This window comes from Lachnoclostridium sp. An138, assembly GCF_002160765.1.
GTDB lineage: Bacteria > Bacillota > Clostridia > Lachnospirales > Lachnospiraceae > Laedolimicola > Laedolimicola faecalis.
The window spans coordinates 62,450-74,675 of sequence record NZ_NFLF01000007.1 but is presented as its reverse complement, the minus strand read 5'-3'; the positions used below and the strand labels follow the sequence as shown (position 1 = coordinate 74,675).

Genomic DNA, 12,226 nt, shown 5'->3' with positions numbered 1-12,226 from the left:
TCATGCAGATAAAAAAGGATGCCCATGTTCTGGAACTGTGAATGGTTCCTGGTTTTGGGGCATCCTTTTTCTATTTACGGTACCGGTAAAGTATCTTTCCGTTTTCCTTTTCTTCTGTAATGAGCTTTTGCTTCACCATATAGGGAAGAATGGAATTCAGAAAAGCTTTTGGATCTGTCACTGTAATCTGTTCGCTGGTGAAGGGGAGCTTTGCGGTCAGATTTTTTACCGCAGGCTCCAGTTCGGCGCGGGACAGGGGACCTTTTTTACGCAGGGTCTTCCGGATCTTAGACACTCCTTTGGAGGAGAGCAGATTGGACAAATCCTGATTCTGCCGCATGGACCGCCACAGTCCCCATCCGTAGATGAGAGCTGTGGCTGCCGCGAACAGAAGAACATACGGGATATAATGAAGTATCAGTTCCATTTTTCTCCTTTCCATCGGATTAGATGGTTATCTCGAAGAATCTCCAGAAATTTGATAAGCCTGGAGAGTGATTTTTCCATGTTCGGAAATCTGGCATTCAGTTCTTTGGAAATCTGATGCACGTCTTTGCTGTCATCGATGGACAGCCAGACAAAGCTGCCGTAGTCATCCAGCCTGATATCACTGACTCTGGGCCGGTGGAAAAATTTCTGCGCGATGCGGTGGTAGAAGCCTTTCCATTCGATGAAAAGGGTCACAGTTCCGTCATCGCCTGTCTGATATTCGATTTCCGGGTTTTTTACCGGTATAAAATCCAGATAATTTCCCTGGTTCTTCGCTTTCATTTTTATTTATCCTTTTTCATACACTGCCGGAACAGTATGAGCAGAAGCCCTATGAAGATGACAAGACTGAGAATCTGCGGCAGAGAGAAGTCAAGGGCGATGTTTACTTCGAAAACAGTCAGAACCGCCAGCAGGATACCTACGATTCCTTCTCCCGCGATCAGGCCGGAAGTAAAGAGAACGCCCCGGTCTGTGCGCTCCTTCTTTTCTTTATCTGTGCCCTTGATACGCTCCACGATAAAGCGGACAGCGCCGCCGGCCATAATGCCTGCGCTTAAGCTGAAGGGAAGATACATTCCTACTGCGAAGGGCATCACCGGAACCTTCAGGATTTCTACTGCGATGGCGATAAATACGCCGGTCAGAATCAGTCCCCACGGAAGCTCCGCGTTCATAATGCCTTCTACCAGCATCTTCATCATTGTAGCCTGGGCCGCCGGAAGGTCCTCGGTTCCGTATCCCCATGCTTCATTCAGAAGATAAAGAACAAAGCCTACGGAGAGAGCGGATACCACGACTCCGAGAAGCTCGCCGATCTGCTGTTTAATCGGGGTAGCGCCTACGATAAAGCCGGATTTCAAATCCTGAGAAGTGTCTCCGGCGATAGCAGCTACGATACAGATGATGCCTCCGATGGCTACTGCTCCCACCATACCTGTGGTTCCGACAGTGCCGGTAGCCTTCAGCACCAGTGTGGCGATGATAAGCGTAGCGATAGCCATACCGGATACCGGGTTATTGGAGGAGCCGATGAGTCCTACCATACGGGAGGAGACAGAGGCAAAGAAGAAGCCGAAAATTACAACGATCAGCGCTCCGATGGGGCTCACCGGGAAGGTGGGAATAATCCAGATCAGGATTGCGATTACCACAATGGTTCCAAGCAGAAGCGGCATCGGCAGATCCCGCTCCGTACGGAGAGAACTGTTGGAATGCTTCCTGGACATGCTGGCCATTGCCTGTTTAAAGGTGCGGATAATCAGCGGGAAAGTCTTGATCAGGCTGATCATTCCACCGGCCGCCACGGCTCCGGCGCCGATGTACTTAATATAGCTGCCCCACAGATCGCCGGGTGCCAGCGAAGAGATGGGCTTGGTTCCCGGGAAGATGACAGCGTCTCCGCCGAACAGCGCGATCAGCGGCATCAGCACAAACCAGCTTAAAGTACCGCCGGCAAACATGTAGCTGGCGATCTTGGGTCCGCAGATGAAACCTACTCCCGCCAGGGACGGCAGCACCTGAATTCCGATCTGGGAACCGGCGTAGCTTTTGAACGCATAGCCGATTTCGCTGGGGAACAGTTTCAGTCCGTCAGCCACGAGCTTGTAAAAAGCGGCAAGTCCCAGGCCCTTAAATACGGTTCCGGCCTTTGAGCCGCCTTCTTCTCCGGCCAGCAGAACTTCAGCGCAGGCGGTTCCTTCCGGGAAGGGGAGAGTTCCGTGCTCTTCCACAATCAGCGCCTGACGGAGCGGAACCATGAAACATACGCCGAGAACGCCTCCGAATAAGGCGATAAGGAAAATCGTGAGAATGCTCGGAAACTCGATTTTTCCTTCCTCAGCCCATAAGAACAGTGCAGGAAGCGTAAAAATAGCTCCTGCTGCGAGTGATTCACCGGCTGAGCCGATGGTCTGGACCATGTTGTTCTCAAGAATGGAATCCCTGCGGAGAATCACACGGATGATACCCATAGAGATAACGGCCGCCGGAATGGAAGCGGAGACTGTCATGCCGACAATCAGTCCCAGATAAGCATTCGCAGCGCCGAATACAACCGCAAGAATCAGACCTATGAGAACAGAGGTCACCGTAAATTCCGGTACGATTTTGTCTGCCGGGATATACGGTTTGAAATTTGAATTCTTGTCCATAAAATTTTTCCTTTCTTTTATTTTTTCCGAAAATTTTTGACACGGCAAAGGAAATTATATCATTTTTGGAAAGCAAAAGGAAGAAGAAAATGAAGAAATATGTGAAAAAACAGCAGATCCCGGCGCGGTCTGGGACGGGGAGAAGCAGGGGCTGGACTTTGCAGGAAGATTGTGCTAAGATAAGACGCGAATCTTGGATAACGAAAGCATCTGCTTCCTGGCAGGCGGATGCTGTATTTATGAAGGAGGATTTTATGAATCAGAAGTCAACCGGACTTAGTCCGGCACAGTTCATTTTTCGAATTTTTCAGGGGGCGCTGATTGGCCTGGGCGCTGTGCTTCCCGGAATCTCCGGCGGAGTGCTGGGCGTAATCTTCGGTGTCTATAAGCCGATTATGGAGCTGATCTCCCATCCCTTTGCCAATTTTAAAACCCATGTTCCGAAGCTGATCCCTGTTTTTATCGGAGGTATCATCGGTTTCCTGGGAATTGCCAATCTGCTGGCTTTCTTTCTGGAAAAATATCCGGACCCGTCCGTATGCCTGTTTATCGGCCTGATTGCGGGTATGCTGCCTTCTCTGTTTCGTGAGGCAGGAGAGCAGGGAAGAAGCAAGGGGTCTTTTATCTCTCTGATTGTGTGCATGATTGTGATTTTTGTAATTCTGAATGCGCTGAACGTGGCCTCTGTAACCATTGAGCCGAATTTTTTCTGGTATCTGTTCTGTGGTTTCTGCCTTGCCTTAAGTGTCATTGCTCCGGGCATGAGCTTTTCCACGCTGCTGATGCCGCTGGGCCTTTACACCCCGTTTATCGATGGGATCGGCCATCTGGATTTCTCTGTTCTGATTCCCGGCGGAATCGGAGCGCTGCTTACTGTGATTATTCTGGCCAAGGCAATCAACGCGCTGTTCACACATCACTATTCCCTGGCTTTCCATGGAATCATCGGCATCGTAATCGCGGCTACGGTTATGATCGTTCCGTTTTCCAGCTTTGCGGCTTCTGCGCAGCAGGCTCTGATTAACGTGGTCTGCCTGGCGGTGGGTGTTGTATTTGCGCTTCTGCTTGATAAGTTCAACAGCCGCGTAGAGGTGCCGGAGGCTTAGCTCTGATGTGCCAGGGATGTATCGTCGTTTGTACGCCGGCGCCTGGAAAATCCGGTTGACAAATCCGGAAAAAGCATTATGATAGGAAACAGTAACACTTGATAGATGTCTTCCTTTGCTGGAAGAAATGCCCAATGGGCAGAGTATTTCAGCGAAGGAGGGCATTTTTATGCGCTCGAAAGATTTAAGGTAAACGTAAGGCTGGCTTCATGGGCCTGTAAGCCGGGGACGCTATACTTCTCTTATCAAAACGAGGAGGAGCCGGACATGAAATATATTGTGGAAACAAAAGGCTTATGCAAGAGCTATGGAAATAAGCAGGTGGTAAGGAATGTGGATCTGAAGGTCCCGAAAGGCTGTGTTTATGGGTTTATGGGACCGAACGGGGCAGGAAAGAGCACGACCTTAAAGATGCTGCTGGGATTGATCAAGGCCAGCAGCGGAAAGGCGGAGATTGCCGGAAAGGAAATGAACCAGAAAAACCGCCTGGAGATCCTGCGGGAGACAGGGTCCCTGATCGAATCGCCGTCCTATTACGGACACCTGACCGGACGGGAAAACCTGGAGATTGTACGGACGCTGAAAAACGCGCCGGAAAAGGAAGTGGATCAGGTTCTGAAGCTGGTGCGGATAGAACGGCAGCAGAACAAAAAGGCCCGGGAGTATTCCCTGGGTATGAAGCAGAGGCTGGGACTGGCGGCCGCCCTGATAGGAAGGCCGGAGCTTCTGATCCTGGACGAACCCACAAACGGCCTGGATCCGGCGGGAATCCAGGAGATCCGGGAGCTGATCTGTGAACTGCCGAAACGCATGGGGATCACGGTCCTGGTTTCCAGCCATCTCCTGAGCGAGATGGATCAGATGGCGGACTATGTGGGAATCATCAATCACGGCCAGCTGATTTTTCAGGATAAGCTGGACGCCCTCCATGAGCACAGCAAGAGCAAGCTGCTTTTGCGGGTCATGAACCGGACGGTAACTCTTAAAATACTGGAAAACAATGGAGTAGAAGGCAGGGTGACAGAGGAAGGCATTCTGATTCCCGGCTTTTCCGATGACCGGACGGCGGCCCTGGTATCTGCGCTGGCAGAGGGAGGGGCTGGCCTCTACCGGATAGAAGAGCGTCAGAAGAGTCTGGAGGACATCTTCCTGAGTCTGACGGGAAGGAGGGAGAGCCTGTGATGCTGCGGGAATGGAAAACGGAGTGGATGAAGCTGCGCCGCAGGAAAGTGGGTATGCTGCTTCTGGCATTTCTTGGATTTACAGGGCTCTGGTGCGCCTGGGTACTTTCCGACGCGGATCCGGAAGACCTGATAGACGGATACCGCTGGGTCTTTGCCAATCTGTCCATGATCAACACGATTCTGCTGCCGACCATGATTGCCATGATGGCGAGCCGGATCTGTGATATGGAAATCAAGGGAAACACGCTGAAGCTGATCTGTACGATGGAAAAGAAGGGGCGGCTTTTTGACATGAAGGTTCTGACAGGCGGCCTGTATCTGGTTCTTTATGTGGCGGCAGAGCTGGCGCTTCTGTATCTGGGCGGTCTGGCCTATGGCTTCGGCAATCCGATACAGCTCCGCCATGTCCTGTATTTTGCGATTCAGAATGTGCCGGTGAGTCTGGTGCTCTATCTGCTTCAGATGATGCTGTCCTTCTGGTTTGAGAATCAGATTATTCCGCTGGCGGCTGGAATCTTTGGTTCCTTTATCGGGCTTTTTTCCTGGTTCTTTTCTGATACAAACCTTTTCCGGTGGATTTTTGTGTGGGGCCATTATTCGCTTCTGCATTTTATCGGAAATACCTGGGATGAGGAGACCAGAATCGTAACCTACTACAATGTGGAACCGAACTGGGCGGCCCTGTGTCTGGTTCTGGCCGTTTTGATCGGAGGATACCTGGTCAGCAAATATCTGTTTGTGAGAAAGGAGATCTGAAGCCATGCTTTTTGCCTGTGTAAGGACGGAACAGAAGAAACTGCGCCATTCTCATCTCTGGGTGGCTTTTCTGGTAATTCCCCTGCTTCCCACGGTGATGGGGGCGGCCAACTATATGAACAATCTGGGACTGCTGAAATCGGAATGGTATTCCCTGTGGACTCAGCATTCCCTGTTTTACGCCAATTTCTTTTATGCGCCGCTGATCGCGCTTTACTGTTCCTATATCTGGAGAGTGGAACATTTAAACTATAACTGGAACCATCTGATGACGATGCCGGTCTCTGCGGCGGACGTCTTTTTGTCCAAACTGCTTCTGGCTGTCCGCTGTACGGTATTTCTGCAGATCTGGATGTGGGTGCTCTTTCTCATAGCGGGTAAGGCGGTGGGCCTGCCTGGTATGCCGGACCTGCAGATTCTGGTATGGCTTCTGCGGGGAAGCCTTGGGGCTCTGGCAATCACGTCACTGCAGCTTTTGCTTTCCATGATAATTCGGAGCTTTGCAGTGCCCATCGCGCTGGCGCTTCTGGGAAGCGTGGCAGGACTTCTGGCCAGTAACGGCGGCCTGGGACTGTTCTGGCCCTATTCGCTGATGCTGATGGGCATGAATGCCAACAAGACCGAGGATATGGTGTCCAGCTCTCTGGGGTTTGGTATCAGTACGCTGGTGTTCTTTGTGGTGTTTACCGGAGTGGGGATATTATGGCTGAGGAAGCGGGATGTGCATGCGTAGCCGGCTTTTGGATTCCCTTCGGAACTCGCTTGCGCTCCTGTCAAGCGTAACGGCACTAAGGCTTCCCGGGCCAAAAAGCGGCCCGGGAAGCCAAGTGCCGACGCTCTCCAAGGGTTCCTCAGGGAATCCAAAAGCCGGGGCCGGATGAAGGCGGAAGGCTGCGGATGAAAAAGGAAGGAATTCCTTGTGAAAAACCGCTTGCAAAACGGCTGCATCGGCGGTATACTATTACTCACAGATGCCCGCAGGGCAGTATACCAGGGCTTGTACTGGTTTCGACGGGGGTCTCGCAGCTGGTGAAGCTATCCGCAGGCGATGCGTCAAATCGCAAACCTAAATATAAACGCTGAAGATAATTTAGCATACGCTGCCTAATGGCAGCTGTCGGCCTTAGGGCACCTGCACCTTAAGAGTCCGGCATCGACGATGCAGGAAACGACATGCGTTAAGCTTTGCGCGCATGGGCGTATGATGAAGCTACTGAAGCTGTCAGGGTGTCCGTTCCCGGGCAGCGGAGGGAATGTCAAATAACTGACTATGATAGTAGAAGAACAGGGAACAGGCTTTCGGACAGGGGTTCGATTCCCCTCAGGTCCATAAACCGCAGAGAAGAAATTCACTGCGGTTTTTTTCTTAAATGTATGAGAGATGCTTTTAGGGATAAGGAAAGACCTTGGTTAGCGGGGAACGAGTACCTTTGTTGGCTGAGGGTGAGGAATAAGCAATGAAAATTACTTATATTGCACACAGCGGTTTTCTGGCAGAACTGGACCATATTATTCTGCTGTTTGACTATTATCAGGGGGAGATTCCGAGACTCCCGGAAGGTAAGATGCTTTATGTCTTTGCAAGCCACCGCCATCCGGATCATTTTAATCCGGAAGTTTTTCGGCTGGCAGAAGGAAGGGAAGATGTTTTTTATATCCTGTCCCATGATATATGGAAGAGCAGGGTACCGGAAAGTCTGCAGGATCAGACGGTGCACCTGAAGGCGGGAGAGGAGTGGAAGCAGGGTGAAATCACTGTGCAGACGCTCCGTTCCACAGACGAGGGGGTGGCGTTTCTGGTACAGGCGGATGGATGTATGCTGTATCATGCAGGAGATCTGAATGACTGGCGCTGGGACGGGGAGCCGGATGACTGGAACAGGGCCATGGCGGAGAAATTCCGCAGGTATATCGAGCCGCTTAGAGGGCGGCGTATGGATGCGGCTTTTATTCCTCTTGACCCGAGACAGGAAGCGAATTATGCCCTTGGACTGGATTATTTTCTGCTGCTTGCGGATTATGGAGAAGCCAAAAGCGGAGCAGAGAAAATCTATCCGATGCATTGCTGGGATGATTACGGGATTATTGGGCGCTGGCTTGTGGAGCATCCGGACAGCCCGGCCCGGAATCGGATCGTGAAAATCAGCAGGCGTGGGGAGACGTTTATACAGTAGGAGGATACCTATGGATTTTGCGGAATATTTTCCGATATGGAATAAGCTGACGCCGGAAGAGCGGGAACTGCTTTTGGGCAGCGTGGTGTTAAGGCAGGTGAAAAAGGGAACGCTGCTCCATGGCGGCGCGGAAGACTGTCAGGGACTTTTTTTGGTGGCCTCCGGCCAGCTGCGGGCCTATATTGTGTCTGAGGAAGGGCGGGAGATTACGATTTACCGTCTGTTTGAGCGGGATCTCTGCCTGCTTTCTGCTTCTTGTGTCATGCAGAATATCCAGTTTGAGGTTACGATAGAGGCGGAAAAGGATTCCAGTCTGTTTGTGGTTCCGGCCAGAATCTATAAAGCGCTTCAGGAACAGTCGGCGGTCGTGGCGAACTATACGAGCCAGCTGATGGCGGGCCGTTTTTCCGAAGTGATGTGGCTGCTGGAGCAGATTATGTGGAAGAGCTTTGACAGGCGACTGGCGGAATTTCTGCTGAATGAGACCCTGCTGGAAGAAAGCAGCTCTCTTAAAATCACCCATGAGGCCATCGGAAACCATCTTGGCACGGCCCGGGAGGTAGTGACGAGGATGCTGCGTTATTTTCAGAGTGAACAGATGGTAAAGCTGTCGCGGGGAGTCGTGGAAGTGACGGACGCTGTCCGCCTGCGGAAGCTGTGCGGAGAATAGAACGCAGATAAGCCGTGGATAGTGAAACGAAAAATTTCTTGTGCGAGAAGAAAGTGCGGCGTGCGGAGAAAAAGAGAATTGAGAAAAAGAGAATCCCGGGAAGAGGACGAAAGTCCGCTTTCCGGGATTTTACAGTTTGTGATTTAGGGTTCTTTTCCGCAGGGCAGCGCCTGATCTGCGGCAGCCTGCTCCAGCTTTACAGTCTGGTACAGGCGGTAGCCGCCTGAGAAATTCCGGCAGTCAAAGCCGTGCTGCATGAGAATCCGGCAGGCGATATAGCTGCGCAGTCCGCTCTGGCAGATGACATAGACCGGTTTTCCCGTCTCCAGCTCTCCCAGACGTTCCCGGAGCTCATCCACCGGAATGTTGACAAAGCCGTCGATATGGCCGCTGCCAAATTCTTCTTTCGTCCGCGTATCCAGAAGGACAGCGCTTCCGTCCATGGGAAGCGTATCAAGCTCATCCCAGAAAAACTGCTTTAAATAGCCTTTGGAAATATTTTCAATCATGAAGCCTGCCATATTGACGGGATCTTTGGCAGAAGAATAGGGAGGCGCGTAGGCCAGATCCAGTTCTTTCAGATCCGCAGCGGACATTCCCGCGTGTATGGCGGCTGCCAGCACGTCGATGCGTTTATCGACGCCCTCATATCCCACGATCTGCGCGCCCAGAAGACGGAAGGTTCCTTTCTCAAACAGAACCTTCATGGTCATGACTCTGGCGCCGGGATAATAGCCGGCATGGCTGGAGGGAGAAAGATATACCTTGTCGCAGTCGATACCGGCTTTTCTGGCCGCGCGTTCATTGATACCGGTGCAGGCAGCTGTCATGTCAAAAAGCTTAATGACGGAGGAGCCCAGGGAACCTGAGAAACGGCTGTCCCCTCCGCAGATATTGTCGGCGGCGATGCGGCCCTGTTTGTTTGCAGGCCCGGCAAGAGAGATGAGCGCATCCTCTCCGGTCACGAAATGCTTTACCTGCACGGCGTCTCCTACGGCATAGATATCAGGCACAGAGGTCTCCATGCGGTCGTTGACCAGGATACTTCCTTTTATGCCAAGTTCCAGTCCGGCCTTCTGGGCAAGCGGCGTATCCGGCGTAACGCCGATAGCCAGGACTGCCATGTCGGCGCTTACGGGCTCTTCCCCTTTTAAAAGCACCTGAATGGTTCCGGATTTTTCCTGAAAGCCCTCCACAGAAGATCCAAGCATCAGGCGGATGCCTTTTTTACGCATTTTGGCATGCAGAAAAGCAGCCATTTCCGGATCAAAAGGACTCATCAGCTGGCGGGGCCGCTGCACGATCGTGACTTCCATGCCCTGTTCTTTGAAGTTTTCAGCCAGCTCCAGTCCGATAAAGCCGCCGCCGGCCAGAACGACGGAGCGGGGCTTCTGCTGCCGGACGAAATCGTGAATGCGGAAGGTGTCTTCCACGGTGCGCAGGGTGAAAAGCCTGTCCAGTCCGATTCCGGGCAGATCCGGCTGTGTGGGTCTGGCTCCGGGAGAGAGGAGGAGCTTATCGTAGCTTTCCTCAAACACAGCTCCGGTTTCCAGATTCCGCACGGTGACGGTCTTCTGCTCCGGGTAGATGGCGGTGACCTCGTGGCGCACCTTCATTTCCACACGAAACCGTTCCCAGAAGCTTTCCGGCGTCTGGAGGGTCAGTTCTTCCGAGGCTGTGATAACGCCGCCGATGTAATAGGGCAGTCCGCAGTTTGCGTAGGACACATAGCCGGACCGTTCGAATACAAGTATCTGCGCAGATTCATCAAGCCGCCGGATGCGGGCAGCCGCAGTGGCGCCTCCCGCCACTCCTCCGACAATTACAACCTTCATAGCTTACCTCTCCATTCTTCCGTGATAGCGGTTGATGCCTCCCAGATCGGTCACATGGGTGTAGCCCATGTGCTTCAGGCCAGATACGGCCTGCCGGCTTCTGGCGCCGCTGAAGCAGTAGACGAACAGCGGGGTGCCGGGATTTGGAACAGCGGATTTTATCTGATTCAGTTCGTGCAGGGCAATGTTTTTGCTTCCGGGAATTCTCCCCTCGGCGTATTCTTCGTCAGTGCGCACATCCAGCAGAACAGCGCCGGGCGTGGCCTTATATTTTTCCAGTTCTTCATTGATATCGGGCATTTTCAGAAAATCAAAGAGTCCCATAGGTCTGTCCTCCATTTGGTATAATGATTTGTAAGACGGCGGGAATCCAAGTTTCGGGCTTTTCCCCGCCGGATATCTGTATTCTACAGCGGGGAAATTCTTTTTTCTGTGACAAAGTCACCGTTGTGACGAAATAGCCGGAGAAACCGCCGCTATTGCAGCAGTTTCTCCAGCCAGGTGTCTTTCCCCAGAGGGCCGAAGCCCCAGGCTTCGCTGAGAGAACGGCACATGCGTTTGTAATTGCTTTTGGGGAAGAGACCGGCTTCTGTATCATTGAAGGCGGCCGCTTCCGGGTCAATGAGCGCGATCAGCCTGCGGGCGGCTGTATCGCAGTTATGTGTATAGATCTGGTATTTGGGAAGCTGTTCCTGAGAGAGAAAGGCTTCCATAGAACTTTCCGCAGAAAGGCGGCCGCTTTCGCTGTTTCCGGGAGCGTGAAGTGCGGCATACAGTTTTTCGAACTCCTCTCCTGCAGCGATATAGCCTTTCGTACCCGACAGAATGGTATCAAATTCATTTCTTGTGATATACCGGTAAAGAATACGGTCAAAATCACGGCATTCATCAAATTCATTCGTAGAAAAGGCGGAGGCGGGCGGTTCGCCTGTCTCTAGAAACACAGCCGTTTCTTCCGGGGTCATGGAAATTACTTTCATTTTTCCGATTCCCTCTTTTCCAAGCAGGCATGGAAGCAGACCGTACTGCATCCCATTGTAGCTGAAAAGCTGGCCCGCGCCAGTCTCATCAATCAGCAGAAGAGCAGAATGGCCGAGGCCCTTCATGCCGTCCAGGTTCAGGAGATAGCAGACCTGGCAGTCTGGAATTTCAGATTCACAAGTTTCCTCACTTTGCGCGGAGCCGGGGAAAGATGCCATGCGCTCAGGCGTCATGTAAATAAAAAGTTTATATATGGAAAAGAACGTAATGAGCAGAAGAAAAATGAGAAGGAAAATAAATGTTTTTTTCCCATGATTTTTCTGGAAGATTTTCATACCATTTTCCTTTCCGTAAATTTACTGTTTCAGGTAGAGTGTACAGGAATGTTCTGCTGTTGTCAATTCAGGGAGAAAAACCCTTGACATTTTGAGACTACAGATGTAGACTATATATGTCTACAAAGGTAGTCACCATAATGGAGGTGAAACAGCATGGAGAAAAAAACATCGGTTTCCGACGCAGAGCTTGAGATTCTGGAAGTGCTCTGGGCGTCGGGAAAGCCTTTGAATACCACGGAAATACGGGGGCTCCTTGAAAAGAACAAAAAATGGGAACGGACCACAGTGCTGACGCTGATTCAGCGGCTGGTGAAAAAAGGAATGCTGGAGCAGGAGAAGCGGGAGGTTTACTATTACCGGCCCTGCGTGGAGCGGAAAGCCTATGTAAAGGAAGAAACCAGAAATTTTGTGAATAAGTTTTTTAAGGGGAATGCCGGAAATATGGCGGCGGCTCTGATGTCAGATGACAGCCTGACGGAAAAGGATATCGAAGAACTCAGGGACTTTTTTAACAGCCGGTTCTGAAAAGCAGGGAGGGGA

At 51.7% G+C, this 12,226-nt stretch carries 13 protein-coding genes and 1 other RNA gene; 8 read left to right on the top strand and 6 right to left on the bottom strand.

Annotation, left to right across the window (positions count from 1 at the left end; genetic code table 11):
- Window positions 1-70: 70 nt before the first annotated feature.
- The 3 genes from B5E82_RS07935 to B5E82_RS07925 are packed head-to-tail and all read right to left on the bottom strand — an operon-like array spanning window position 71 to window position 2,642.
- Window positions 71-427, bottom strand: coding sequence for a hypothetical protein (locus B5E82_RS07935; protein ID WP_087307026.1), 357 nt, complete (start codon window positions 425-427; stop codon window positions 71-73).
- The gene (locus tag B5E82_RS07930; RefSeq protein ID WP_087307025.1) at window positions 418-771 is read right to left on the bottom strand and encodes a PqqD family protein; all 354 of its coding nucleotides are present in this window, start codon (window positions 769-771) and stop codon (window positions 418-420) included. Before B5E82_RS07930 ends, B5E82_RS07935 begins: the two co-directional genes overlap by 10 nt.
- 2 nt (window positions 772-773) lie before the next feature.
- Complete coding sequence (locus B5E82_RS07925) at window positions 774-2,642, bottom strand: OPT family oligopeptide transporter (RefSeq protein WP_087307024.1); 1,869 nt, start codon at window positions 2,640-2,642, stop codon at window positions 774-776.
- Window positions 2,643-2,896: 254 nt separating this feature from the next.
- Here B5E82_RS07925 and B5E82_RS07920 point away from each other — a divergent pair, with 254 nt between their 5' ends.
- The 7 genes from B5E82_RS07920 (at window position 2,897) to B5E82_RS07890 (ending at window position 8,532) form a co-directional block, all read left to right on the top strand.
- On the top strand, window positions 2,897-3,748 hold the full coding sequence (locus tag B5E82_RS07920) for a DUF368 domain-containing protein (RefSeq protein WP_087307098.1): 852 nt from the start codon (window positions 2,897-2,899) through the stop codon (window positions 3,746-3,748).
- Between the two features lie 267 nt (window positions 3,749-4,015).
- Complete coding sequence (locus tag B5E82_RS07915) at window positions 4,016-4,930, top strand: ABC transporter ATP-binding protein (protein WP_087307097.1); 915 nt, start codon at window positions 4,016-4,018, stop codon at window positions 4,928-4,930.
- Complete coding sequence (locus B5E82_RS07910; protein ID WP_087307023.1) at window positions 4,930-5,688, top strand: ABC transporter permease; 759 nt, start codon at window positions 4,930-4,932, stop codon at window positions 5,686-5,688. Before B5E82_RS07915 ends, B5E82_RS07910 begins: the two co-directional genes overlap by 1 nt.
- Before the next feature lie 4 nt (window positions 5,689-5,692).
- Window positions 5,693-6,421, top strand: a complete 729-nt coding sequence (locus tag B5E82_RS07905; protein WP_087307022.1) for an ABC transporter permease — start codon at window positions 5,693-5,695, stop codon at window positions 6,419-6,421.
- Between the two features lie 260 nt (window positions 6,422-6,681).
- Window positions 6,682-7,021: a transfer-messenger RNA gene (gene ssrA / locus B5E82_RS07900) on the top strand.
- 124 nt (window positions 7,022-7,145) lie between these two features.
- A complete protein-coding gene (locus tag B5E82_RS07895; protein WP_087307021.1) occupies window positions 7,146-7,862 on the top strand; it encodes an MBL fold metallo-hydrolase in 717 nt (238 codons plus the stop codon).
- 10 nt (window positions 7,863-7,872) lie between these two features.
- Entirely contained in the window at window positions 7,873-8,532 is a 660-nt protein-coding gene (locus B5E82_RS07890; RefSeq protein ID WP_087307020.1) for a Crp/Fnr family transcriptional regulator, read from the top strand.
- Window positions 8,533-8,675: 143 nt separating this feature from the next.
- Here B5E82_RS07890 and B5E82_RS07885 read toward each other — a convergent pair whose 3' ends face one another.
- The 3 genes from B5E82_RS07885 to B5E82_RS07875 all read right to left on the bottom strand — a co-directional run bounded on the left by B5E82_RS07885 (window position 8,676) and on the right by B5E82_RS07875 (window position 11,566).
- Window positions 8,676-10,367, bottom strand: coding sequence for an FAD-dependent oxidoreductase (locus B5E82_RS07885; RefSeq protein ID WP_087307019.1), 1,692 nt, complete (start codon window positions 10,365-10,367; stop codon window positions 8,676-8,678).
- 3 nt (window positions 10,368-10,370) lie between these two features.
- Complete coding sequence (locus tag B5E82_RS07880) at window positions 10,371-10,691, bottom strand: rhodanese-like domain-containing protein (protein WP_087307018.1); 321 nt, start codon at window positions 10,689-10,691, stop codon at window positions 10,371-10,373.
- Between the two features lie 152 nt (window positions 10,692-10,843).
- Complete coding sequence (locus B5E82_RS07875; RefSeq protein ID WP_140393101.1) at window positions 10,844-11,566, bottom strand: hypothetical protein; 723 nt, start codon at window positions 11,564-11,566, stop codon at window positions 10,844-10,846.
- Between the two features lie 273 nt (window positions 11,567-11,839).
- Here B5E82_RS07875 and B5E82_RS07870 point away from each other — a divergent pair, with 273 nt between their 5' ends.
- The gene (locus B5E82_RS07870) at window positions 11,840-12,211 is read left to right on the top strand and encodes a BlaI/MecI/CopY family transcriptional regulator (RefSeq protein WP_087307016.1); all 372 of its coding nucleotides are present in this window, start codon (window positions 11,840-11,842) and stop codon (window positions 12,209-12,211) included.
- The last annotated feature ends 15 nt before the right edge of the window (window positions 12,212-12,226 follow it).